Annotated in this window: 16 protein-coding genes; 8 read left to right on the top strand and 8 right to left on the bottom strand. The window is 32.3% G+C overall.

Annotated elements, in window-relative coordinates; all coding sequences use genetic code 11:
• The first annotated feature begins 75 nt into the window (after positions 1–75).
• Positions 76–864 (top strand): sensor histidine kinase, encoded by a 789-nt coding sequence (locus B8T70_RS14700; RefSeq protein WP_086895328.1) that lies wholly within the window; start codon positions 76–78, stop codon positions 862–864.
• A gap of 122 nt (positions 865–986) precedes the next feature.
• Here the strand turns inward: B8T70_RS14700 and B8T70_RS14695 are convergent, their stop codons facing one another.
• The 8 genes from B8T70_RS14695 to B8T70_RS14660 form a co-directional block, all read right to left on the bottom strand.
• Positions 987–2,045 (bottom strand): DNA polymerase beta superfamily protein, encoded by a 1,059-nt coding sequence (locus B8T70_RS14695; protein WP_086895327.1) that lies wholly within the window; start codon positions 2,043–2,045, stop codon positions 987–989.
• A 26-nt stretch (positions 2,046–2,071) separates the two neighbouring features.
• On the bottom strand, positions 2,072–2,641 hold the full coding sequence (locus B8T70_RS14690) for a peptidylprolyl isomerase (RefSeq protein ID WP_086895326.1): 570 nt from the start codon (positions 2,639–2,641) through the stop codon (positions 2,072–2,074).
• 204 nt (positions 2,642–2,845) lie between these two features.
• A complete protein-coding gene (locus B8T70_RS14685; protein ID WP_086895325.1) occupies positions 2,846–4,834 on the bottom strand; it encodes an AAA family ATPase in 1,989 nt (662 codons plus the stop codon).
• A 2-nt stretch (positions 4,835–4,836) separates the two neighbouring features.
• A complete protein-coding gene (locus B8T70_RS14680) occupies positions 4,837–5,586 on the bottom strand; it encodes a nucleotidyltransferase domain-containing protein (protein WP_086895324.1) in 750 nt (249 codons plus the stop codon).
• A 192-nt stretch (positions 5,587–5,778) separates the two neighbouring features.
• Complete coding sequence (locus B8T70_RS14675) at positions 5,779–6,930, bottom strand: hypothetical protein (RefSeq protein WP_086895323.1); 1,152 nt, start codon at positions 6,928–6,930, stop codon at positions 5,779–5,781.
• 438 nt (positions 6,931–7,368) lie between these two features.
• Positions 7,369–8,628: a Na+/H+ antiporter gene (locus B8T70_RS14670; protein WP_086895322.1), complete on the bottom strand. Its 1,260-nt coding sequence runs from the start codon at positions 8,626–8,628 to the stop codon at positions 7,369–7,371.
• A 57-nt stretch (positions 8,629–8,685) separates the two neighbouring features.
• Positions 8,686–9,309, bottom strand: a complete 624-nt coding sequence (locus tag B8T70_RS14665) for a hypothetical protein (protein ID WP_123912113.1) — start codon at positions 9,307–9,309, stop codon at positions 8,686–8,688.
• A gap of 47 nt (positions 9,310–9,356) precedes the next feature.
• Positions 9,357–9,914, bottom strand: a complete 558-nt coding sequence (locus B8T70_RS14660) for an ATP-grasp domain-containing protein (protein WP_369827401.1) — start codon at positions 9,912–9,914, stop codon at positions 9,357–9,359.
• Positions 9,915–10,743: 829 nt separating this feature from the next.
• Here B8T70_RS14660 and dnaK point away from each other — a divergent pair.
• The 7 genes from dnaK to B8T70_RS14620 all read left to right on the top strand — a co-directional run bounded on the left by dnaK (position 10,744) and on the right by B8T70_RS14620 (position 25,950).
• Positions 10,744–12,627, top strand: a complete 1,884-nt coding sequence (gene dnaK / locus B8T70_RS14655; protein WP_039112954.1) for a molecular chaperone DnaK — start codon at positions 10,744–10,746, stop codon at positions 12,625–12,627.
• A 376-nt stretch (positions 12,628–13,003) separates the two neighbouring features.
• Positions 13,004–13,393 (top strand): IS6 family transposase, encoded by a 390-nt coding sequence (locus B8T70_RS14645; RefSeq protein WP_086895320.1) that lies wholly within the window; start codon positions 13,004–13,006, stop codon positions 13,391–13,393.
• A gap of 41 nt (positions 13,394–13,434) precedes the next feature.
• A complete protein-coding gene (locus tag B8T70_RS14640) occupies positions 13,435–14,868 on the top strand; it encodes a glycoside hydrolase family 28 protein (protein ID WP_086895319.1) in 1,434 nt (477 codons plus the stop codon).
• Positions 14,869–14,981: 113 nt separating this feature from the next.
• Complete coding sequence (locus B8T70_RS14635) at positions 14,982–18,119, top strand: TonB-dependent receptor (protein WP_242667485.1); 3,138 nt, start codon at positions 14,982–14,984, stop codon at positions 18,117–18,119.
• A gap of 18 nt (positions 18,120–18,137) precedes the next feature.
• Positions 18,138–19,949, top strand: coding sequence for a RagB/SusD family nutrient uptake outer membrane protein (locus B8T70_RS14630; protein WP_086895317.1), 1,812 nt, complete (start codon positions 18,138–18,140; stop codon positions 19,947–19,949).
• 243 nt (positions 19,950–20,192) lie between these two features.
• Positions 20,193–21,749 carry a DUF4957 domain-containing protein gene (locus B8T70_RS14625; RefSeq protein WP_086895316.1) on the top strand — a complete coding sequence of 519 codons (1,557 nt, stop codon included), beginning with the start codon at positions 20,193–20,195 and terminating at the stop codon, positions 21,747–21,749.
• A gap of 1,027 nt (positions 21,750–22,776) precedes the next feature.
• Positions 22,777–25,950: a SusC/RagA family TonB-linked outer membrane protein gene (locus B8T70_RS14620; RefSeq protein ID WP_086895315.1), complete on the top strand. Its 3,174-nt coding sequence runs from the start codon at positions 22,777–22,779 to the stop codon at positions 25,948–25,950.
• The last annotated feature ends 5 nt before the right edge of the window (positions 25,951–25,955 follow it).

Genomic DNA, 25,955 nt, shown 5'->3' with positions numbered 1-25,955 from the left:
ATTAGTAGTATTATGTATATCTTATTTTTTAAGGGCTTAATGAAATATGAAACAATAAGCAAAAGATCTAAATAAATGAACGAACTGCCCCACGAAATAAAACTTACCTACATTATTGCCATTATCATAATGCTGTTATTTGTGTGCTTTATAATTATGATGGTGTTCATTTACAATAAAAAGCAATTAATTCAGCAGCAAGAAGATCAAATAAAAGAAAGTGAATTCAAAAATCAATTATTGCAGAAAGAATTAGAACGTCAAAAAGCGATTCAGTTAGAAAGAGAACGAATTTCGCAAGATATGCATGATGATTTAGGTGCCGGAATTTCGGCTATAAAACTTCAGGCTGAGTTTTTAAAATATAAAATGCCAGAGGAAAGTTATTCAGAAGATTTAGAAGCAATCATAAATACTTCTGAAGATATGAATTTAGCCATGCGAGAAATCCTTTGGAGTTTGAATTCTCAAAATGATACTATCGACAATTTTATAGAATACACCAGTATATATGTGAAACGTTTTTTGGATAAGACTACGATTGATTCACAGTTGGATTTGAATATTCTTGAAAAAGAAACTAATTTATCGGTAAAAGCAAGACGAAATCTTTTTTTAGTTATTAAAGAAGCCGTTCATAATGTTTATAAACACAGTCAGGCAAAGAACATCCATATTCAATTTGAGCAAACCGATACTTCTTTTAAAATTACTGTCATTGATGATGGTATTGGATTATCAGACACTATACAAAAAGGAAATGGTTTGACAAATATGTCTTTGCGAATGGAAGCTATAAATGGAACTTTTCAGATTGTTCCTGTACAAAAAGGTTCCCATTTGTTGTTTACATACTTTTTTTAGGATTATTTTTTTTCGCAAAATAAAAGACACATCGAGAAAGGAAAACAATATTCTCGATAAGAGAATTTCTTAAATATAAAATGCGCAAATCACTTTTTAGAATTTGCGCATTTTTTTTGTTTTTATTTATATAGTTCTTCTCGAATCTCGATTAAAGTTTGAATTACTTTTTCTTCATTTGGTTTTTCAGGCAAAGTTGAGGTTTTATAATGATTTTCGATAGAAACAATTAAATTATCTGCCATTTCTAGTAAAGCATCATATTCTTTATTTCCTGCTTTTATATCGAGTAATTCTTCCCGATTGGGAACTCTGATATTTAATTTTCCTGTTGCCAGAATTTGTTCGGCAGTTTGCAAAAGTCGGATGGTATGCATCATATTCTTGCTATCATAATTTTTGCCGTGTTGTTGGTTGGTATTGTAACGATCTTCGTTTCGTTTATCTATCCAACTCCAATATTCGGTGTATTCTTTACAATATTTAGAATATCCGTCTTGATTGCAAGATAAATACCCTATTAGCTTTTCACCTTTAGGAATAGAAGAAAGTGAAACTTCATTCGACATTTCTTTCTGAATAATTCCTTTATAACCTAACATTATATTTTCGTCAAAAAACATCGCAAACATCCCTTTAGAATTTGGCAAATTAACCAAACCTATTTGTTCTTGATTCCAATTATTCTCAGCCAAAAAACTATTTAATGAAATCGTTTCATATCCTTTTAATACATAACAAAAATCCAAAAGACTTTTCTTTTCCTTTGGCATTGGGTTAACAATTTTCTTGTTTAAACCTCTTGCCTTCTTGATTTGCGTAACGGCATAACCCGCAAACGAATCTTTACATAGTTTAGATAGAAAATCTTCTATCTTCAAGTTATCCATAAGCGGATGTTTGTACAAAATACAATCATCTGGCGAAGCCAAAATCTCTAATATATTTGGATTGTTCCTTAGCAACAATTCTACAAAACGACCAATTTCGTAATAAACCTCATCATTGGTTTCATTACTTATTTGCGGAATATAATCTAACCCAAAGAACTTTTCTTTAGGCAGATAATAAACGCCTTTTATATCAGTATCTGATGTTGGTGTATTTAGCCCAAAAGATTTACTTCCCGAAATAACTTCGAAAAGGATTAAATTTTGGGATTTAAGGGTTTGAATGGTCATAGATTTATTAAGATTACACGATATTTTTACTCAATCACACTCAGAATATAAAAGATCGATTTGGGCAAATCATTATAGGTTTTCAAAATAACATAATACCATTTATTTTCAGGAATATCAACTTCAAACAGATCATCCTTTTTATGATTTTTAATTGCATCTTCGAATGTTTTATGCATAACTCCTTCATTAAACCATCCTAAATCTCCTTTGTTAGCATTACTGTCCATATTATAGATAGCAACTAATTCTCCAAATGATTTACCTTTTTTGTATAACTTGATAATTTCTTTCCTTTTATCATTAATACCATTAATAGTCAACTTACTACCATCTAAATAAATATAACTCACTCTCATCGAGACAATAGGTTCAGTTTTCACAATTCTATTTTTATCTATCATATCTTTTTCAAGAAATCTATTTTTATAATAATTCAGACTATCATTACTAATTTCAAAAGTTGTGATTTCTGCCTTTGAATTCAATTTAATAAAATTCTCAGCTTCTTCAATAGAATTAATTTTTTCTAAGTTTTGGGAAGAAACAACAGTAAAATAAAAAAAGCTAAGCGTTAGTAGTAAGTATTTAATCATAATATTATAGTCATTTAAAGTAAAAATATAAGTTACGTTTTTCAATTGAATTAAACATTAAATGTAATTCAATCCAAACCGTTCCAGTTAATTGGCAAGATTCATATCTTAACATATACGGGAGCTTCTAACTCCAAAAAAAATCATCTCCAGAAATAACTTCGAAAAGGATTAGGACTTAATACTTTAGAGTTTGGATGGTCATTATTTTTGCGTAATAAAATTATAAATCTCAATTGTTAATTTTTCAATTTCTTTATTTTTGGATAAAATTTCCCATGAAAAATTTTTATTAAAAACTAACTCACTTAGTTCTCGTTTGTTAATTATTGTTCCAAATGAACCATCTGATTTAACTTCATATGTTGATTGATTAAGGATATATGTTGACGATATTTTACTCATTTTTTTTCTAATTTTTTCAAGGAACTCTCCAATATAATCTTTAAAAAAATCTGAAGAATTAATTTCTGACAACGCTTCATCAATTTTTACTAAAATCTCATCTCCATGTGATTTAACCAATGTTTTATTGCATAAATCAATTAAAATTTCTTTCCACATTTCATTAGTCAAAAGATTTTCAATCTCCCTTATGTTCCAAATAATTTTAGGTTCAAAATTATCTGTTTTAGCATCTTCAAGGGCTTTTAATCTAATTCCCTTTTTACTACTTTGCTTTGATGCATCAGAATCAGCTAAAAGAAAGATCTTATTGCTAATTGCTAATGCTTTTATATCCTTTAAAACAATCTCAACATCCTCTTTTTCAACTTCATCTTCAAAAACATAATGGTCAATATTAGAACCCGCATATTCAAAAAAAGCAAAATCAATATCTTCTTTCAAATAACATTTCTTAATTGAATCACAATACGATTTTAAAAATGCTTTTATATAATTTCTATCCGATATTCCTTCTAACCAAATACTGCAATTTGCCATAAATACAGAAGAATTATTTACACCTAATTCCTTAAGTAATGAGTTATTACCTCTATTTACATTTTTTATAGTAAACTGTTTATCATTTAATTCATTACTTCTCGGAGAAAATGAATAAATAGATACATTTTCTTTTTCAATTGTTAAGTCTAAAAAATGATTTGAATGCGTAGTAATTATGTATTTCAGATTCTTATCTGTTAAATCTTTGTTAGTTGTAATTTGTTCTAAAAATAATCTTTGCATTCCAGGATGCAAATTGAGTTCTGGTTCATCAATAAAAATAAATGATTCAGGTTCAGCCATAAAAATTTTATACATTAAAATTATTATGCCTTGTATACCATCTCCAAGTTCATAAAGTTTTCGAGTTTCTTTTTCTCCTTCGATATGTACACTTATGATTTCGAAATTGTTATTTCCTTTTAAACTTTCATCTTTATCAAACTCCGCGACAATGTCAATTTTTTTTCCGTCAAAAAAATTAACTCTAATAAACTCCTCAAATTTGTCAAACTTATCCCTTACATCTCTTCTAGAGTTCCTTGTATTTAGTATTTCTTTGTAAAGATGAACACCAGTAAACACATCAACATTAATATTGTCTAATTTATAGTAATTATTCAAAGTTTCTAGATAAATATCATTTTCAATTTTAGAATAATTACCTGATTTAAAAGTAAATAAAGAGTGCGCTGTCCTTAAAGTTGGTATATAATACTTTTTGAAATCTTTAAAAACTTTTATGAACTCATTTGTGATTTTTGAATAATTGAATATATATGGATCTTCAATCATAAAAGTTTTAAGACTATCAAGTTTTACCTTATTATCTTGAATTATTTTAAGAACACTTTTATAATCATTATTTTCAAGTTTTTTTAGACGATTACTAGATAAAAATTTAGCATTAATCTCATCCTTATTAGTACCACTTACATAGATTGCCCTCTTAAAGTTTTCAGCAAGCAAATTATATTTTTCTACAATCATTAAATTTATACTAACAACTCTATCATTGTAATATTCAATTTCTTTTTCAAAAAAAAGCAAATCTCTTAGCCCTGTAAAGTAGTTGTCTGACATTAATTGTCTAAGAAACCTACTCTTACCACTATTATTTGCACCAACAATAATATTTATAGAATTAAACTTTGAAAAATATGTAATTGAATTACTCTCATCACTAAAAAAGTAATCTTTAAATTTTTCAGGTTCCTCTAGAACCAAGTCATAAATATTTTCCATAATTATAATTTCATCATTTCCCTAAAAAACAAATCCAACTCTTCATTCAACTTCTTCCCACTTCCTAACTTACTTGCATTCTCCTGATTAAACTTCACGGTCTCCAATAAAAAATCTGTAATAGAAATTTCTTTTGGGTGTAAATACTTTTCGTCTTGGTTGGCTTTTATATGTTGTAATTCTATTATTTTATCTTGTATGTTTTGTGGTGCAATTGGCAATAAATCGGCAAAAGCAACTGGCGGAAATGTATTGTTTTCTATAATCCATTTTCCAGCTAAAGCAGTTCGTAAAGCATAGAAATAACTTTTTAGTTTTACTTCTTCCATTTCGCAAACATCCATAAAGTTTTTTGTTGTTCCCAAATAATGATGTAAAGTCGCTATTGGCGAGAAACATTCTCTGGCTAGTAATTGCATTTCTTGCAAAAAAACATCGTTTTTATAATACACCTCGGGCGAAAACAACCATTCTATCAAAGGTGCGTTAGATTTTGATAATAACTTTACGGCTTTCCGCAAATCCCAACCAGAACCATCAAGATCATCTTCGGTCATAAACTCGATAACATCTGGTTTTTCCCAAAGCGATAAATAATATTCTGGTTTGTGTTTGTATATAAAACGGATATCGTAGTCACTATCGGGAGAAGCAAATCCCCAAGCACGACTACCCGATTCGCAAGCAAAAAGTATTTCGACTTGTTTATCGTTTTCTATTTCTTTTAATTTTTTAAGTATTTTTTCTTTCATGGTTGGTTTTCAAATGTAATTAAAACAAATAGCCTATAACCCCAGTACAAATACCTGATTTTTTTGTCACTAAGGCGCAAAGTTTTTTTTTGCTTGGGTTCGTTTGTAATCTCGCAAAGGCGCTAAGGCGCTAAGTTTTATCCTCTGTCCCTCTGTCCCTTTGCAACTCTGCCTCTTTGTTCCTAACAAAAACTAATATTCATCATCCTCATTAATTGGTTTTTTATTGCGTGTTACAATTTCCCAATTCTCTTTTTGATAGGGGTTATCTATTTTATCAATTTGAACTAAAAACCTTAATTCTCCTTTGCGGTCCTCGTCTTTATCAATTAAAACTCTAAATCCGTATCCTTTTATCTTTTCGATATATTCGTTGTCTAAAGGATTGTTTTGATAATAGTTTATTGCAACATTAATTTCTTTTGAAAACTGCGTATTCTTAGCTAAAAATTCTAATAATTGTAAAGCAGTTTCTTTTTTAAATTCAGTATTATCTATTTTATCTGGTTCTACTTTATAAAACGTATTAAACTCTAATATTAAATTATCACAACCTCCTACACTTGCATTAATTAGAGTATCATTCTTTTTATATATTTCTTCGATAGTTTCGGTATAATTATGCATTTCGATACTTCTGGTACGTTTTTCTACTCCCGGAATAGCATTAAAAATAGTTTTCGATTTTAATTTTGCCAATTTACAACTTGACAAATACGATTCTTCATATAGATTACCATTCTTGTATATAAATGATAATGAAGTCGATTTTAAATCTTCTACCGCACTAGAATACGTTCTGAAATTTTGTGTAACCTTAATTTTAAATTTATTTCCAACAAAATTTGCTTCGTCTATTATATTGTAAGAAAAAGGTGCGTATCCCAGAATACTATGCGATTCTTTCTCCTTAATTTCATCTTGCATAATATAAAAAATAAAATCTCGATTTGTGTTTGCATTTCCTCCCAACATTCCTTCAGATGATCTGTTAATTACATAATCAATGATTCCGTCATTATTAAAATCACGTTTTTCAAAAATTGAAAATGAAACCGTATACGGATCGCCATCATTTGCAAAGTCAACATAATAAGGCGATTCGGATATTTGCATCTCCTTATATTTTTGGGTGCCAATCTCTTCCTTAATAAGTCTTTTTAGAAAATTACTTTCTATTTCGGTCGGAATTATTTTTTCCTCTTCTGGTTCTACAGCCGAAATGGTGTCTTTAATACTCTTTTTATGTACTGCTTTTACCTCTTTTTTACATGAAAATGCTAAGACGATAAATACTAGAAGAATTATTTTATTTCTTTGAAAGTATACTGATTTACAAGTCATTAATGAATCTGTTTTTTATCTGTTAAAATTTTTAAATTTAATTGATTTTTTGGCAATTATTATTCGCAACACAGTTTCAAATTAACAAATAAAAAACCACAAACTCACATGATAAATTTGCAAATTTGTGGTTAAAATTAATTAAAATAACCCGTTGGGTGTAATTACTGCGTCTATTCGCTTCGCTCGGGTCGTAAAAATTTCATTTAACACATAGAAACATAGATTTTATGTGTAAAAAAGAACACAAAAAGAAATACATTTCTTTCACATAGCTTAGCTATGTGCATTTAAAATAAGTGAAACGACTTCTTTGAGAATACAAAGCCTATGTTTCTATGTGTTAAAATTAATTACACCCAACGGGTTAAAATATATGGGCTGTAATAAAATTTCTAGTCACTGGTATAGGATAGCAGGATTGTTTTCTAGAAATAATTATTCCTTTTTTGGATTAAGTTTTTTGACTATCCACGGTAATGTAAGTCCTTGCCCGATGAGAGTTAGTAATACTACGGCAACGGATATGAATATTATTGCGCTTCGTTGGGGAAATGGATTTCCGTCTTCGAGTGTTTTGGGTAATCCCATGGCAATGGCTAGCGAAACAATACCGCGCATTCCAGACCAACTTATTATGAAGCTATTCTTGGAATCTAGAAGTGTGTGTTCACTAACTTTTCTTTTTTTCGTGTCATTTTTTTTGAATGCTTTCTGAAGCTTTATTTTCTGAAGAAATACCCTTGTCATTCGTATCAATAATGCTACAATTGTTATTATTACTGCATAACCAATATAAGGTAGTATAAGGCTGTTGTCGATATTTTTTAGGATATAAGGAAAATTGAGTCCGATTAGGATAAAGATTAATCCGTTTAGGAGGAAGATAATAATATCCCATAATCCTTTGGATTGGTTCTTTAAACTTTCGGGGAAAATCTTGTTGCTAAAACGTGCTATTGCTAGTCCTAATATTACTACGGCGATAACTCCTGAAACATGTAGGTGTTCGGCAACCAGATAGGTTACAAAAGGCATAAGGAGCATGAAGCTTATTGTGACTATTGGGTTTTTATGTACTCTCTGGAGTACAAACGCTAAAATTTTTCCCATTGTAAAACCTACCAGAAATCCGCCTCCTAATAATAGTATAAATTGTAATGTTGCTTCCCATATTACAAATGAATATCCTAATGCTGCTGCAACTGCAAAGCGGTATGCTACTAATGCCGAAGCATCGTTAATAAGGCTTTCGCCCTCTAGGATTGTTATGGTTTTGTGTGATAGTCCTAATCCTTTGGTAATGCTCATGGCAGCAACAGCATCGGTTGCAGAGAGTATGGAGCCTAATACAAATGCTAGTGGCCATGTCATTCCTGGTATCATATAACGCGCTACTACGGCTATCCAAAACGTGGTAAGAAATACTAAGGGTATTGCTAGTGTGCCTATTGTACTAAGATTGGTCTTAAAATCTTTTGGGGAAATATTAAATGAGGCGTCGTATAATAATGGTGGCAGGAAGAGTAGGAAGATTATCTCGGGATTAATTTCTATCTCAGGAATTCCGGGAATAAATCCTATGGCTATACCTACGATTACCAGTAAGATAGGGTAGGGCAATTTTATTTGTTCTGCAAGTACCGAAAGCCCTATTACTATTGCGAGTATAAATATGATGATGCTGTAATTTTCCATTTACGTAATTTTGAAAAATGCTAATGTAATATTGCTGTATTTGTTTTTTTGATTATTTTAACTTGTTGGAAAACATTCTATTAGTAAAGTGTTTCCATTCTTCCATTTTATCCATCCTGATTTTATTTCACTTTTTACGTCATCACATTCAGATGTGAAAATCTCTATCCAATCGCCTTTCATCGATTTAACCTGAAAACACTCTTCTCCTAAATATTTAATTGTTCCGGAATTTGTATTTGGCAATTTATAAATTTTGTCGGCTTTAGATTTTCTTGAAATTCTAAACATATCCTGAAGGTACTTTTCCCAATCTCTAAATTCGGTATTTTTACTTTTCTTAATCCAGAGTGATTTTCCAGACTCATTGTCTACAATTATCTTAAACCAGTCTTTTTCTTGTTTCTCGCAGCGGAAAATAAAGAAGTTATAATCTAACCATAGTATTTCTGGTTTTAACCATTTTTGTTGATTTTTGAGATCTTGAATGTTCCAGCTGTTGATCGTTTCATCATTAAAAAAACGAATTGTTTTTATAGGTTGTTTATCATTAATTGAAGAATAAAAGGGCAAAACTGTTTTGTCATTAAATTTAATAGCAATTAAACCAATTCCTAAATTGGTTTGTGCAAATGCCGAAATAGACAAAGTCAAAAAGAGTAAAGTTAGTTTTAGTTTCATTTTTTTGTGGGTTAATATTCCGAATCTACTTGTTGGTAATCGTATTTTTAAAATCGAGTATAATCTTTTGTTTTTGTTAACTCTGACCATCTTGCAGATAAAAACTTAGCATAATTTGTTGGGCTTATTCCATAAGTTCCCAACGAATGTCCATCATTTATTTCGACTAATTTCATAGTGTCATTTTCATCTATACCAAAATCTAAAGCGTATGAAGCTGGAGCACTTTTAAAATCTTTAACAGCATTTTCAATTATAGACAAGTCGAGTTTAGAATCCCAAGCACCTTTATACTGTCTAATATCTAAAATTTGACCGTATCTTATAAAACATCTCCATTCAGTTTTAAAATTTACTATTTCAGAACACCAAATTTGCGTTGGATTGTCGTTGTCAACAATTCCAATAAAGTCTTTATAATCCTTAACGACTTTTCCTGCAAACTTTTTGATGTCTTTTTTTGGTTTTATAAAAACATTCCAATTTTTTTCGTCTGCAAATATTTCTTCAATTGTAGAAACCCAAACCTTCCTGCCTAAATATTTTTCTAATTCTTGAGGATAATCTATTTCATTTGTAGGGCGCTCTATTCCGAATTTTTCCAATCGTTTTCTCACGTTTCCAATACCGCCAACAACTAAACTTTCGGGGTTGTTGTCTGTGATGTCATCTATTAAAAAGTATTTTTTTGTTTCTCAACCTAAAGATTGAAAGCCTTCGTTGGCAACATAAGCGTTTACATTGTAGTAGTTTCCGGATTTGTCTGTTTGAATGTATGCTTTCATTGAATGTTCTTATCTGTTACTATTTTGGAAAGTATTTTTAATCTAGAACAGCAGTTGTTCATCAATTCTATTTGTTTTGTTGCTGTTCCTGTGAATATAAGTAATTTAAAAATGGTGCTAATGTAGCTATTTCCTTAAAATTATTTAAATCCTGTAGGGTATTATGCTATTAGATTATGCTAATTTTTTTTTGATAATAAAGTTAAGATTAAGTTTCGTATCGGTTATGTTTTTTATCGTGACCTTAAAATTCATTGTCTTTTGGATATTTATGTTTAAATTTATGTTTTTAATAACTTTTTGAAATATAGTATTTTATATAAGATTTGTAATTTTATATTTTTAGGGAAGTATTAAAGTAGGGTAGCGTAATGGTTGTTCTAGCCCTGATGGAAACGGCATCCTTTTTCTGGCTCCTTTAGACAGAAAAAGATATAGTGTACAGCAGGAATAGCTCCTGATAATGACATTGTATATTGGGTTGTGACGTAAATGTCAGTAGGAAAAAATGTCATGTTGTCATATAATATTTGGTGTGCCAGTATGGAAAACTGACAATTTATATGGTTTTTTTGTATTGGCACAAAGATTGACTTAAGCACCATGAGTTGTTAAAATAAGTATACATCAAAATTAAATATATAAAAAAATGGGTAAAATAATCGGAATTGATTTAGGGACTACGAACTCTTGTGTTTCTGTAATGGAAGGTAACGAAGCAGTTGTTATTCCTAACGCAGAAGGAAAAAGAACAACGCCATCTATCATCGCTTTTGTTGAAGGTGGAGAAATTAAAGTGGGTGATCCTGCAAAAAGACAAGCGGTAACGAATCCTACAAAAACGATTGCTTCTATTAAACGTTTTATGGGACACACTTTTGCTGAGACTACAAACGAAGCAAAAAGAGTATCTTACAAAGTAGTAAAAGGTGACAACAATACTCCACGTGTGGATATTGATGGTCGTTTATATACTGCTCAAGAATTGTCTGCAATGACTCTTCAAAAAATGAAAAAAACTGCTGAAGACTATTTAGGTCAAACTGTAACTGAAGCGGTTATTACTGTTCCTGCTTACTTTAATGATGCACAACGTCAAGCTACTAAAGAAGCTGGTGAAATTGCAGGTCTTAAAGTTATGCGTATCATCAATGAGCCTACAGCAGCAGCTTTGGCTTACGGATTAGATAAAAAAGGAACTGATCAAAAAATTGCTGTTTACGATTTAGGTGGAGGTACATTTGATATCTCTGTTCTTGAATTAGGAGACGGTGTATTTGAAGTATTATCTACAAATGGTGATACTCACTTAGGTGGAGATGATTTTGACCACGAAATTATTGACTGGTTAGCTGACGAATTTAAAGCTGAAGAAGGTATTGACTTACGTCTTGACCCAATGTCATTACAGCGTTTGAAAGAAGCTGCTGAGAAAGCAAAAATTGAATTGTCTTCTTCTTCTGAAACTGAAATCAACTTGCCATACGTAACTGCTACGGCTTCTGGACCAAAACACTTAGTGAAAAAATTGTCTAGAGCTCAGTTCGAAAAATTAACTGATTCATTAGTTAAACGTTCTATGGAGCCAGTTGCTAAAGCATTAAAAGATGCAGGTTTAACTACTGCTGATATTGACGAAGTTATTCTTGTAGGAGGTTCTACTCGTATGCCAAGAATCGCTGACGAAGTTGAAAAATTCTTTGGTAAAAAAGCATCTAAAGGTGTTAACCCTGATGAGGTTGTTGCAATTGGAGCAGCTATTCAAGGTGGAGTTTTATCTGGAGATGTAAAAGATGTATTGTTACTTGACGTTACACCTTTATCTTTAGGTATCGAAACTATGGGTGGTGTATTGACTAAATTAATTGAGTCTAATACTACTATTCCAACTAAAAAATCTCAAGTTTTCTCTACTGCTGCTGATTCTCAACCATCTGTTGAAATTCACGTATTGCAAGGTGAAAGAGCGATGGCTGCTGATAACAAAACTATCGGTCGTTTTCACTTAGATGGTATTCCACCAGCACCAAGAGGAGTTCCTCAAATCGAGGTTACTTTTGATATCGATGCTAATGGTATCATCAAAGTTTCTGCAACTGATAAAGGAACTGGAAAATCTCACGATATCCGTATCGAAGCTTCTTCTGGATTAACAGCTGAAGAAATCGAAAAAATGAAAAAAGATGCTGAAGCTAACGCTGACGCTGATAAAATAGCAAAAGAAAGAGCTGAGAAATTAAACGAAGCTGACAGCATGATTTTCCAAACTGAAACTCAATTAAAAGAGTTAGGAAGCAAATTAGCTGACGATCATAAAGTTGCTGTTGAGTACGCTTTAACTGAATTGAGAATGGCTCACCAATCTCAAGATATTCCAGCTATTCAAACTGCTCTTGACAACATTAATGCAGCTTGGAAAACAGCTACAGAAGCAATGTACGCTCAAGGAGAACAAGGTCAACAAGCTGCTCCACAACAAGAGCAAGCTCAAGGAGACAATGTTGAAGACGTTGAATTCGAAGAAGTCAAATAATTACTGATTAACATCAGTTAATAATAAGTGTTAAACCGCTGTAAACGTAAAGTTTACAGCGGTTTTTCTTTTTTATGCATTTTTGTTTCTGCTCTTTTTTAATCGTTTTTTATCATATATTTGTACCATATTTGTACCGGCACTTAAAAGGAGACGAAGTGGCACTTATGTCTACTTATGGTACCTTAATGAGGAGACAAAGATGATGAAAAGAATAAATAAACAATGTCTTAACTGCGGGGAGGAATTTCTGCCTAAAACTGTGGCTTCTGTTTACTGCTCACATTTATGCAGTAAAAAAGCATACAAACAGAAGATACGGTTCTGTCGCATCTGGGAATAACTTTTATCTTTAGAATTTTAAACCGATCAAAAGATGAATACTAAAGGTCATTGTTATCCAAAATATATAATTCTTCAGGCAGTATATTTCAAGCTAAGATTTACACTTAGTTACCGTGATGTTGAGGAAATAATGAAAATTAGAGGAGTGCTTGTGGATCATGCTACGATTCAGCGCTGGGTTTATAAGTTTACACCTTTGCTTGAGTCAGCGATGAAGAAGAGAAAAGGTAGCGTGGGAGGGAGCTGGAGATTAGATGAGACCTATATCAAAGTAAATGGTATTTGGTGTTATTTATATAGAGCAGTAGATAAATTAGGCAATACAGTAGACTTTCTTTTGACCAGAAAAAGACAGAGAATGAGTGCGCAGTCATTTCTAATTAAAGTAATTATATATTTTCGTGTAATCGATTACATTTAAATATATAATTGTTGAAAACGAATTCTAAAAACTATACCACAATGCTTATAAATAAACCAATACTTGCGAATACTAAATATATTTATATAGTAATTACAGCTTTATTTTTATCGTGTATTACTTCTTCTAAATTGCAAGCTCAAAAAAATCCATGGAAGGAAATGGAAGAAATAATTAAAAAAATTCCTACTACAAAATTCCCTGATAAAAATTTTAACATAAATGAATATGGAGCAATACCTGATGGTGTTACAGATAATACGCTAGCGTTTAAAAAAGCTATCGAAGCTTGTGTTGCAAGTGGTGGTGGTAAGGTAGTAGTGCCAAACGGAAAATATTTTACTGGAGCAATACATTTAGACAATAATGTGAATTTGTTTCTGGATGATAATGCAGAGATTTTATTTAGTACAAATCCTAAAGATTATCCTATAGTTCATACCTCTTTTGAAGGGACTGAAATGATGAATTATTCTCCTTTTATATATGCTTACAAAAAAACAAATGTTGCAGTAACCGGAAAAGGAACGCTTAACGGTCAATCTAGTACTAAAAACTGGTGGACTTGGGCTGGTAAGGGGTATGGTTGGGAAAAAGGAATGCCGAGCCAGAATGATGCACTTAATCGTCCAGCTTTGGTAGAAATGGGAGAAATAGGAACTCCGGTAGCCGAAAGAGTTTTTGGAGAAGGTCATTATATACGCCCGAATTTCTTAGAATTCTTCGAGTGTAATACTGTTTTGGTAAAAGATGTAAAAATTAACGATGTGCCTTCATGGGTTATCCATCCTATGAAATCCAGAGATGTAATCGTCGATGGTGTAACTATAATAAGTCATGGTCCTAATAATGATGGTTGCGATCCGGAATATTCTCAAAATGTAATTATCAGAAACTGCACCTTTAATACTGGTGATGATTGTATAGCTATAAAATCTGGTAGAGATGGGGATGGAAGAAGAGTTGGGATTCCGAGTAAAAATATCATTGTTCAAAACTGCAAAATGATAGATGGTCATGGCGGTGTTGTAATGGGAAGTGAGATATCTGCTGGTGTAAGCAATGTTTTTGTAGAAAATTGCATCATGGATAGCCCTAATCTAGATAGAGCTATTAGAATCAAAACCAACTCAAAAAGAGGTGGACTTACAGAGAATGTTTATGTAAGGAATATTGAAGTTGGAACCGTTGCCGAAAGTGTTTTGAGAGTTACCATGTTTTATGATATCTATGGTAGCCAAGTAGGTGATTTTATTCCAGCAATACGAAACATTAATCTAGAAAATATTAAAGTAAAAAATGGAGGAAAGTTTGGTATTCTAGCCGATGGATATGAGCAATCGCCTATAGAAAATATCACGTTTACCAATGTTAGAATCGATAAAGTAGAAAAACCATATTCGCTTAAACATGTAAAGAATTTAAAGTTTAATAATACCTACATCAATGGTGCTAAAATGAAAAGCATAAAATAAACCACCAAAACAAACAAACCTTAACTATTAAAACCAAATTTATGAATAATAACCATTTATTAAAAAAAGGGACAAGAAGTTATTTTGTCTGGGCCTTTTTTCTGATATTTTTCATGAGCAATCAAATTTTTGCTCAGGATGTAACAATAGAAGGTACCGTTAAAGATGCCGCAGGTTTAACTTTACCGGGTGTAAATGTATTAGAAAAAGGATCAAAGAATGGTGTTTCGACCGACTTTGACGGACATTATAAAATAAAGCTTACGAATCCGAAAGCGATATTAACTTTTTCATTTATAGGATTTAAAACTAAAGAAGTTGCTTTAACTGGAAAAAACAAAATAGATATTGTATTAAGTGAAGATGCCAATACATTAAACGAAGTTGTAGTTATTGGATACGGATCAGTAAAAAAAGGGGATTTAACTGGCGCTGTTTCTACTTTATCGGGTAACGATGTAAGAAAGACACCTATTGCAAACGTAGCCGAAGCTCTAACAGGGCGTATAGCTGGGGTTCAGGTAATATCTTCAGAAGGTTCGCCAGATTCAGAAGTTAAAATTAGAATTCGTGGTGGAGGATCTTTAACACAAGATAGCTCCCCATTAATAATAGTAGATGGATTTCCTGTAAATAGCATGAACGATATTTCTCCATCTGATATTGATACTATTACCACCTTAAAAGATGCTGCATCTACAGCAATTTATGGTTCTAGAGGCGCTAATGGAGTTATTATTATTACTACCAAAAGTGGTAAAGATGGTAAAATTGCAGTGAACTTTAATATGTTCTACGGAATGAAAAAGATGGCTAATGAAATTGATGTTCTTGCGCCAGATGATTTTGTAAAGTGGCAATATGAGTATGCTTTGCTCGCAAAAGGAAATGCAGATTCGTATGAAAAATATTTTGGATCATGGCAAGATTATGATATTTACAAAGGTTTAAAGGGGGATAACTGGCAAAAACAAATTTATGGTCGTACTGGAGAAGTACAAAGCCGTGATTTAGCTATACGTGGTGGTTCGGATAAAATTAATTTCAATTTTAATTATGCGCATTATGATGAAACTGCTATTATGCAAGGTTCAGATTTTAAAAGAGATAACTTATCGCTTGCGCTAAAAAGTAAAGCGAGTGAAAAAGTTGATCTTACCTTTACGATGCGTTACTCTAATTCAGAAATAAACGGAGGAGGAGCTAATGAACAAAATGAAGTTTCATCAAATGATTCTCGTTTAAAACACGCTGTGGGATATTCGCCATTACCAATGCCAGGCTTAACTACAGATGATACAGATGAGGCAGTATCAGGTTATCTTGTAAATCCTTTTGTGGCTGTAGCCGATAATGACCGCCAGCAGCTTAGAAAAAACTTTAATATGTTAGGTAGTTTTTCATGGAAAATTACTGATAAACTGGTTTTTAAAACCGACTTAGGACTTGATAATTATAGTTATTTGGATTCTCGTTTTTATGGACGTTCTACTTATTATGTAGCCAATAAACCTGCTGCTACACTACAAGGAATGCCTGCACTTATAATGAGTGATCGTACAGAAGTTCGTTTTAGAAACGCAAATACCCTTAATTATGACTTTAAAAAAGCATTGGGTGATAATCATAATTTAAAAATCCTTGTAGGAGAAGAGTCTATTAATTATCAAAGAAATGATGTAAATACTACTTTACAAGGTTTTCCGACGTTTTTTGATTTTGAACAAGCTAAAAAATTGACTTCACAAGGTAAACCTATCTCTGTAGATAATTATTATTTTGCAGATGATAAATTACTTTCGTTTTTTGGACGTTTAAATTACGATTATAAAGATCGTTACCTTTTTACGGCAACATATCGTGCCGACGGATCAAGTAAGTTTGCCGACGGTAATAAATGGGGATTTTTCCCTGCAGCAGCAGCAGCTTGGAAAATATCTGAAGAAAGTTTCTTAAAAGAGGTTTCCTGGATAAACTCACTTAAAGTAAGATTGAGTTATGGTGAGGCTGGGAATAATAATATCCCAACCGGACAAACAGTAAAAACTTTAGAATCAACCCCATCTTCTTGGATGGATGGTACTGAAAATTATTGGGCTGCACCAACGATCTTGTTTAATCCAGACTTAAAATGGGAGACTACAGTAACGCAGAACTTAGGAATAGATTTTGATTTTTTTAAAAGCCGTGTAAATGGTTCTGTAGAAATGTATAAAAATGTAACTAAAGATCTTTTAATAAATTTCCTTATAGCAGGATCAGGTTATTCGAGCCAATATCGAAACATGGGAGAAACTCAAAATACAGGTTTTGAAGCTACTCTAAATGTTGTGGCATTACAAAAACAGAATTATGGTTTGAATTTTTCTTTTAACGTAGGTATAAATAAAAACCGCATTAACTCTCTTGGAGTTATGGATAGTTTTAATCCTTCAAGTACTTGGAATTCGGCAATAGATGGAGATTATCAGGTAAAAGTGGGTCAGCCAATAGGTATGATGTATGGCTTTAAGAATGATGGTCGTTATGAAGTATCTGATTTTGATTATGACGGAACGAAATATACTTTAAAACCAGGAATTGCAAATAGCTCGGGTATTGTTGGTGCTGTGCAACCAGGAAGTATGAAGTTAAAAGATTTAAACGGTGATGGTGTGGTAACTGTAGATGATCGTACAATAATTGGTAATTCTAACCCAAAATATAGTGGAGGTTTTGTAATTAACGGAAACGCTTATGGATTTGATCTTTCAGCTTCTTTTAACTATAGTATTGGCAATGATGTTTATAATGCTAATAAAGTTGAATTTACGACTTCTACGCCAAATGGGCAATATAGAAATTTAAGTACAGATATGGCCGATGGTAACAGATGGACAAATCTTGATCCGGCTTCTGGACAATTAGTAACAGATCCTACTCAATTAGCAGCTCTTAACGCTAATACAACAATGTGGTCACCATATATGAATCGTTTTGTTTTTAATGATTGGGCAGTCGAAGATGGTTCTTTTTTAAGACTTAATACGCTTACATTAGGATATACATCTCCAAATTCTCTTATTTCGGCATTGGGAGTTTCTAAATTAAGATTTTACCTAACAGCTACTAATGTTTTCCTTCTTACGAATTATTCAGGACCAGATCCTGAGGTTTCTACAAGAAGAAAAACACCGCTAACTCCGGGAGTAGATTATTCTGCATATCCGCGTAGCAGGCAAATGGTTTTTGGTTTAAATCTAGCTTTTTAATTTAACACGTATCAAAAGATGAAACATAAAATAATAATAGCAGGACTAATTTTAGCAAGTCTTTTTAGTGCTTGCCAAGAGTTTTCAGAGGATTATTTGGATGCTCCCGGAAAATCAACATTAGAAGAACAAGAAATTTTTTCTAATGAGGGATTAACCAAAGGTGCAGTTGATGGAATTAAAATAGCATTTGCAGAAACTAATGGACACAGAGGTCGTTTTCTTCCTTTTTACGGATTTAATACAGATACTGAGTGGTATAATGCTTCAGAATCTACTTCTGATGATAAAGCAGGTTTAAGTATTTACGATGCAAAGCCTACCAATAGCCAGATGAATCTGGAGGTAACAGAAGGTGGTGGAGGTAACCCTTGGACATCCATGTATACGGGAATCGAACGTGCTAATATTTGCATCAACGGTATTCGTAAATATGGTAACCCAAAACCGGGAACTGAATTTGGATATTTATTAGGAGAGGCTTTAACATTGCGTGCTGTGTTTTACGCAGATTTAGTTAAAGCACATGGTGATGTACCCGCTCGTTTTGAGCCAGTTAATACAGAAACCATTTATTTACCAAAATCAAGTCGTGACGTGATTTATAAGCAAATTATTCAGGATTTGGGAGAAGCCGCTACACTAGTTCCATGGCCAAATGAAAGTGCTGCTACTGCAAGTGTAGAACGCATTAATAAAGCTTTTGTAAAAGGTTTACGTGCTCGTTTAGCATTGGTTGCTAGTGGATTTCAGCAATATCCAGACGGTGTTCACAGAAGTAATGATACAGAACTTTCGGTAGATAAAATGTATAAATTGGCATTGGATGAATCTCGCTCTGTTATTCAGAGTGGAAAAGCTAATTTGGAACCTTCGTTTGAAACATTCTGGAGAAAATACAACCAAGAAAACATTACGGCAGGAGGGGAATCTCTTTGGGAAATTCCTTTTGCAGATGGTAGAGGAAGAATGTTATACAGTTTTGCTGTAAAGCATACAGATGTAGATCAATTTCATGCAAATGGACCTAACCGCGGAGGTTCGGCAGGACCACTACCTACTATTTTTTATGATTACGATAAAGCAGATAGTCGTAGAGATGTTACCTGTGTACCTTACTTATACGGTAAACCTGTAAATGGAATCGCCAAGCAAGAATTAGGAGCATTAAATAAATGGTATTTTGGTAAATACCGCTATGAATGGATGACTCGTTTTGTGACTTCTACAAATGATGATGGAGTAAATAAAATTTATATGCGTTATGCCGAAGTGCTTTTAATTGCTGCCGAAGCTGCTAATGAATTAGAAGGCCCTGCAGCTGCTGCGCCTTACTTAAAAGAAATACGCAGAAGAGCTTTTACTGCTGGAGATCAGAGTCAAAAAGTAGATAATTATGTAAATGGTCTAAGTAGTAAAACAGCAATGTTTAATGCTATTGTAGATGAAAATAAATATGAGTTTACGGGAGAAATGGAACGTAAACAAGCACTTATTCGTTGGAATTTACTTAAAGTGAAATTAGACGAAGCCAAGCAAAAAATGTTTGATTTACAAAAACACTCAGGAGATTATGCCGATGTACCAACTACTTTGTATTATAAGTACAAAGCTGATAATGTTACTCTTGATATTTATGGATTAAATCGCGGTGAGAATGTAAATCCAGGACCAGATTATACCTCTTTTGCTTGGAGTACACTTACGGATAGTAAGATAAATTCGATTTACAAGATTGGAGTTGATCCAGATACAAGACAGTTTTGGCCAATATGGCAAAAGCTTATTGAAGGAAGCAATGGGAAATTGTTTAATGATTATGGCTATTAATATCTAACTTAAAACCTCGTTGGAGTAATTAATTTTAACACATAGAAACATAGGTTTTGTATGTTAAAAAAGGCATTTCATTTGTTTTAAATGCACATAGTTAGCTATGCGAAAGAAATGTATTTCTTTTTGTGTTCTTTTTATACATATTGTACATAAAATCTATGTTTCTATGTGTTAAATAAAATTTAGCATTTTGCATCCAGCAGCTTAACTTAAAACTAATTATAAATTATTAAGTTTATGAAAATAAAATATATACTAAAAGGATTAATAGCCACATTATTGTTCATGTTTGCTTTTTCTAGCTGCGAAACTTATAATGAAGGATTACTAGACGGAATAGGAGCGACCAGAGAGTTTTCGCCTATAGGGCTTACTGCAGTAGTTAGAAATCAAACAGCAGTTGATTTAAATTGGACTGTTAATGAAGATGCAGATCATTATGTTGTAGAGTTTAGCGCAGATGATGTAGACTTTAAGACTATTTATAAAACAGTTAACGTTAATCCACAAGAATTGCCGGTTCGCATACAATTAGAAGGAGAAACAACATATTCAATTCGAATAAAAGCTGTAAGTTCAACAGGATTAGAAGATTCTAAATGGTCTGTTACTAAGGCAACCACATCATCAGAGCAAATTTTCTTAGCTAGCCAAGATGGCGACATAGAGTCGAATAAAGTTACCTTGAGATGGACTGCTAATAGTAATGTAACAGAAATAGTTGTTAATCCTGGCGCCATTAAACATGTTGTAACTGCAGAAGAAAAAGTAAATGGAATTGCGATAATAACAGGATTAAAAGGAGAAACACCTTATAGAGCAGACTTATTTAATGGTGCTAAAAAAAGAGGTTTTTTAGATTTTACAACAGGAATTGATATAGGAACAGGGATTTTGGTTAAACCAGAAGATGATTTAAGTGCTAAAATTGCCGATGCTGCGCCAGGAGCCGTATTAGTATTGATGCCTGGTGATTATACTGTTTTTAAAGGCACAATCAGTTTAAATAAATCAATCACTATTAGAGGATTATATAGCTATAAGAAACCATTACTACATGTAAACTTCTCACTTAATAATGGATCTACAATTCTTAATTTGATAGATTTAGATTTAAACGGAGATAAAACTCTTACTGATGCTGTTAAATACAATGAAGCAAATGTAACGTATGGTCCGCTTTTAATAAGTGGATGTAATATCCATGATTTCGGAAAATCATTAATATCTTCAAGTCAAGCCAACACAAGAGTTGGTTCGGCTATAGTAGAGAACACTGTTGTAACAAATGTATTGACTAATAATGGTGATTTTATTGACTTTAGGATTGCTCATTTAGGACAGCTTACATTAAAAAACAGTACGTTTAATAATTGTGCATTAGGACGTGATTTTATCCGTATAGATAATGCCAAAGATTTAACAGGGACAGGTTTAATCACTAATATATTAATTGATGGTTGTACGATATTTAATAATGGAATGACTGCTTCAAATAGAATTTTGTACATACGTTTTGTATCTAATGCAACGACAATTCGTAATACATTGTTTGCGCAAACAGCTGCAATCTTTGCAAATCAAGCTGTAACAGTAGCTCCAACATTTGTAAATAATAATTATTATAATTCAGCTGCACTTTTTACTACAGCTGCAACTCCTATAAAATTTGATAATTCTGGAAATTACACAACATTAGATCCTAAATTTACAAATGCTTTAAATGGTGATTTTACAGTTGGAAATCAGACATTAAAAGAGAATAATGTAGGAGATCCGCGTTGGTTTAAATAGCGTTATCTTATAAATTAGTTTAAAAAGAGGTATGCAATTTTTTGCATATCTCTTTTTTTTGTTCATTTTTTAGGCACAGTGTTTAGTTTCAGTGTTTAGTGTCAGTTTACAGTAGCAGTTTATAGTACCAGTTTATAGTACCAGTCTCAGTATGCAGCTCCTTACAGGTAATCTTTCTCTACAAACTTTCTCCACAAACTTTCGCTACAAACTTTCGCTACAAACTTGTCTTCCCGACGCAGGAGGGATCTCCGCAAGTAATTCCATTCCAAATTTCAGATTTTAGACTCTAGACTTTCAATCACCGTAACCGAAGACTATCACTGCATATTAGCTTATAAATATTGCCAACGGTTTCAACCATTGGAGCACAATACATCATCACAACCTGTATCACAGGGTTGAAACCGTGAGCTATGATTAAAATATGATAGAATTTATATTTCACATCTCTCAATCGCCACAACTGAGACTGTAAACTGAAACTGTAAACTGTAAACTAGTACTGCAAGCTGAAACTGAACACTTAAAGCAATCGATTACTTTAATGTAACATTTGAATCTTATTTAAATTATTATAATAACAAATTATCAGTTTTTTTACACTTATTGTAATTTTAATCCTGTATATAAATTAAATACGTAATTTTTATTTAATTTAATTTGGCTCGTTCAAACTAATTTTATACTTTCGTGTAATCGATTACATAATTGTTGTTTTTTATTCAGAAAAGGCATTAATAATCGATATAGATGATTGTAAGTAAGTTTATAACGTCACAAATAGTTGCAGTTTTTAATGTGATTATACTGTTGGTTTTTCATACAGAAAAACAAGTTCATAATATTTCTGAATCCAATCCATGGAAAAAGAGGGATTAATCGCAAAAAAAAGCAGATTAGGTTTATTTACTAAAGAATATTAAAAAGCATAAATTTTATTACTACCTATCTATATAATGAAAAAAAAACAGAATCAATTATGAATTAAAATACTATCAATTAACCAAACCATTAAAACCAAACTATGAACATTAAACCATTATTAAAGAAAAAAATAAAATACAATCTTGTATTTTTATTTTTCCTGAATTTTCTGTTGAGCAATACCATAAATGCTCAATCTACTGTAATAGAAGGAAAAATTACCGATGCCGCTGGATTATCTCTGCCAGGAGTGAATATTCTAGAAAAAGGAACTAAAAACGGAACTTCGACTGATTTTGAAGGAAGTTTTAAAATAAATGTATCAAACAGTAAAGCCACCTTAGTATTAAGCTATTTAGGTTTCCAGACTCAAGAAGTGAGCGTTGCAGGAAAATCAAAAATTAATATAAGCCTTATCGAAGACACAAATTCTCTAAAAGAGGTAGTTGTTGTAGGATACGGAACTGTTAAGAAAGCAGATCTTACGGGAGCAGTCAATACTTTATCATCTGCCAAAATAACCGAAAGAAATGTTACCAATCCTATGGAAGCAATTCAGGGAAGTATTGCGGGGGTACAGGTGACTTCAAACTCAGGACGAATTGGCGACGGATTTAATGTTATTATAAGAGGAGCAAACTCTATTAATAAAGATGGATCAAAACCTCTTTTTGTAGTAGATGGAGTGCCTACAGATAATATCGACTTCTTGAATCCGCAAGACATTGCCAGAATGGACGTACTTAAAGATGCATCTTCGGCTGCAATTTATGGTTCAAGAGGAGGAAGTGGAGTTATTATTGTAACTACAAAAAACGGAACAAATGCCAAAGCTGGTGTAACGGTTACTTTTGATACTTCTTATGGTAATAAACAAGCTGTGAGATTACCTAAATTAATGAGTCCGGAAAAATGGTGGTATTATCATCAATCAGCATTTTTGGCAACTTCTATTTCTGCAAGCAATCCAACTTATATGGATATAGATCCAACGGAGTTAAATGCTGCTGTAGGTCAAGGCGGAACCAATGCAGTTTTGTTTCAAAGAGTAGCAAATAATCAAAGTTACAATTGGCAAGATACTGTGCTTAAAGGCGGAATGACACAAAATAATTACTTTACAGTTTCGGGTCGTGCCGATAATGGATTGGCTTATAACATAGGTTTAGGAGCGCAAAAAGAAACTGGAGTTATTGATAATGAAGGAATCGATAAATATACTTTTAAGGCAGGTTTGAATCATAAGATAAATGATAAAATCTCATTTGGGGTAAACCTAACAATGTCTAAAACTGATGAACAATTAGGAAGTGGAACAGCAATGCAAGAAGCTTTCAGACAAAATCCATATACATCACCATGGGCGATAGATGCATCGGGTAACGAAATAGTAGGTACGTATGCACAACAACCAGGTACTTTAAAATATCCAAATGGAGCACTCGGAATAAATAAAACAGGTTCATATAACCCACTTTTAGAAATTGCTAATTCTAGCGACGAGATAAGAAGATTTACTACAATAGGTAGCGTATTTGCAGAGTACAAAGCTACAAGTTGGTTATCATTTAAATCAACTTTTTCAGCAGGAAAAATGGATGCCAGAGAAGGTAGATCATTAGGAGCACAAACAGATTTTGGACTTAAAAACAAAAGTTTAACATCTGGAGATGTAACCAATGTAGATAACTTTAATTACACTTGGGATAACCAGTTTAATATCAATTACACTATAAAAGATGCTCACGTATTTAGCTTTTTAGGACTTCAGAGTTTTTATTCAAATACAACCGAAACTTATTTTTCTTCTTCAAGAGAAAATCCTTTCGAGACCAGTTTTTATAATCTTCCTTCAGGAGCACAAGCAACTTATTCATTAACACCATCTGGTAATATTGCTTTAATTCCTTCAGGTATATTTATTCCGTATTCTAAAAATACATTAGAGTCTTATGCAGCTCGTTTAAACTATGCTTACAAAGGGCGTTATTTATTGACAGCTTCTGTACGATACGATGGATCATCGGTTTTATCCGAAGAAAATAAATGGACAGCTTTCCCATCTGTAGCTTTAGGATGGAATGTTCACGAAGAATCATTCATGAAAAATTTAAAATTTGTTTCAAACTTTAAATTAAGAGGAAGTATCGGTTATACAGGAAATGACAACGTAAGTCCATACTCAAGTTTAAGCGTTTTAAAAGTGCCAACATATTATGATTTTAATGGTACAGTTGCAAACGGATATACATCTGCAAGTTTAGGAAATACAGACCTTACCTGGGAAAAAACAAAAGAGGTAAACTTAGGTTTAGATTTTGGATTTGTACGTAACAGAATCTCTGGTAGTGTAGATGTTTATGATCGTTTGTCTAAAGATTTATTGTTCCAGCAAGCATTACCATTAGAGATTGGAGTTCCTACGATCACTTCAAACGTTGGTTCTGTAAGCAACAAAGGAATTGAGGTTGCTTTGGTAACCAAGAATATTCAAACTGAAAATGTGACTTGGGAAACCAGTTTTACATTTACTAAAAACGTGAATAAATTAGAATCTATTTACGGACAAGATAAAGTAGATGATGTTGGGAACAACTTATTTATTGGAGAAAACATTCATTCTTATTACAACTATGTTTTTGATGGAGTTTGGCAAGAAAGCGAAGCTGCTCAGGCACTTTCTTATGGTCAAAAACCAGGAGAAGCAAAAGTAAAAGATTTAAATAATGATGGTAAAATCGATGCTAATAATGATAGAGCCATCTTAGGAAATTATGACCCAAAATGGTCAGGAAGTTTCTCTACAACATTAAAAGTAAAACAATTTGATTTATCGATGTCTTTGATAACCAATCAGGGAATGACAGTATTTAGTAGTTTTCACGACAACTTTGCCGACGTAACTGATAGAGGTCGCCAGAAGTTAGATTTAGGAGATTGGTATGTTCCTGCAAATGGAGCTGGTTTACCTGCACAATACTCAAACACAAACCCATTACCACGTGGAGCAGGAGTTTATTATGATACTAATAATGTTGCATTTTATAAAGACGCTTCATTTGTTAAAATTCAGAATATTGCTTTAGGGTATAGTTTTAATGATGAATTACTAAATAAATTAAAACTTAAAAACTTACGCCTTTATGTAAACGTCTTGAATCCGTTTGTATTTACAAATTACGAAGGGTATGACCCGGAATGGGCAACTGCCTCATTAGGAGTTAATCGAGTGTCTACAATGACAGTACAAATGGGATTAAGTTTAAAATTTTAAATTAA

The organism is Flavobacterium sp. AJR (genome assembly GCF_002156885.1).
Taxonomy (GTDB): domain Bacteria; phylum Bacteroidota; class Bacteroidia; order Flavobacteriales; family Flavobacteriaceae; genus Flavobacterium.
The sequence above is the reverse complement of the archived record's forward strand: the minus strand, read 5'-3'. Positions and strand labels throughout refer to the sequence as shown.

What these genes read in the sequence shown, in the direction of transcription:
- dnaK (WP_039112954.1), top strand. Translation starts at nt 10,744, where the DNA reads ATGGGTAAAATAATCGGAATTGATTTAGGGACTACGAACTCTTGTGTT.
- B8T70_RS14630 (WP_086895317.1), top strand. Translation starts at nt 18,138, where the DNA reads ATGAAACATAAAATAATAATAGCAGGACTAATTTTAGCAAGTCTTTTT.
- B8T70_RS14665 (WP_123912113.1), bottom strand. Translation starts at nt 9,309, where the DNA reads ATGAAACTAAAACTAACTTTACTCTTTTTGACTTTGTCTATTTCGGCA.
- B8T70_RS14670 (WP_086895322.1), bottom strand. Translation starts at nt 8,628, where the DNA reads ATGGAAAATTACAGCATCATCATATTTATACTCGCAATAGTAATAGGG.
- B8T70_RS14640 (WP_086895319.1), top strand. Translation starts at nt 13,435, where the DNA reads ATGCTTATAAATAAACCAATACTTGCGAATACTAAATATATTTATATA.
- B8T70_RS14645 (WP_086895320.1), top strand. Translation starts at nt 13,004, where the DNA reads ATGAATACTAAAGGTCATTGTTATCCAAAATATATAATTCTTCAGGCA.
- B8T70_RS14685 (WP_086895325.1), bottom strand. Translation starts at nt 4,834, where the DNA reads ATGGAAAATATTTATGACTTGGTTCTAGAGGAACCTGAAAAATTTAAA.
- B8T70_RS14700 (WP_086895328.1), top strand. Translation starts at nt 76, where the DNA reads ATGAACGAACTGCCCCACGAAATAAAACTTACCTACATTATTGCCATT.
- B8T70_RS14635 (WP_242667485.1), top strand. Translation starts at nt 14,982, where the DNA reads ATGAGCAATCAAATTTTTGCTCAGGATGTAACAATAGAAGGTACCGTT.
- B8T70_RS14680 (WP_086895324.1), bottom strand. Translation starts at nt 5,586, where the DNA reads ATGAAAGAAAAAATACTTAAAAAATTAAAAGAAATAGAAAACGATAAA.
- B8T70_RS14620 (WP_086895315.1), top strand. Translation starts at nt 22,777, where the DNA reads ATGAACATTAAACCATTATTAAAGAAAAAAATAAAATACAATCTTGTA.
- B8T70_RS14625 (WP_086895316.1), top strand. Translation starts at nt 20,193, where the DNA reads ATGAAAATAAAATATATACTAAAAGGATTAATAGCCACATTATTGTTC.
- B8T70_RS14690 (WP_086895326.1), bottom strand. Translation starts at nt 2,641, where the DNA reads ATGATTAAATACTTACTACTAACGCTTAGCTTTTTTTATTTTACTGTT.
- B8T70_RS14675 (WP_086895323.1), bottom strand. Translation starts at nt 6,930, where the DNA reads ATGACTTGTAAATCAGTATACTTTCAAAGAAATAAAATAATTCTTCTA.
- B8T70_RS14695 (WP_086895327.1), bottom strand. Translation starts at nt 2,045, where the DNA reads ATGACCATTCAAACCCTTAAATCCCAAAATTTAATCCTTTTCGAAGTT.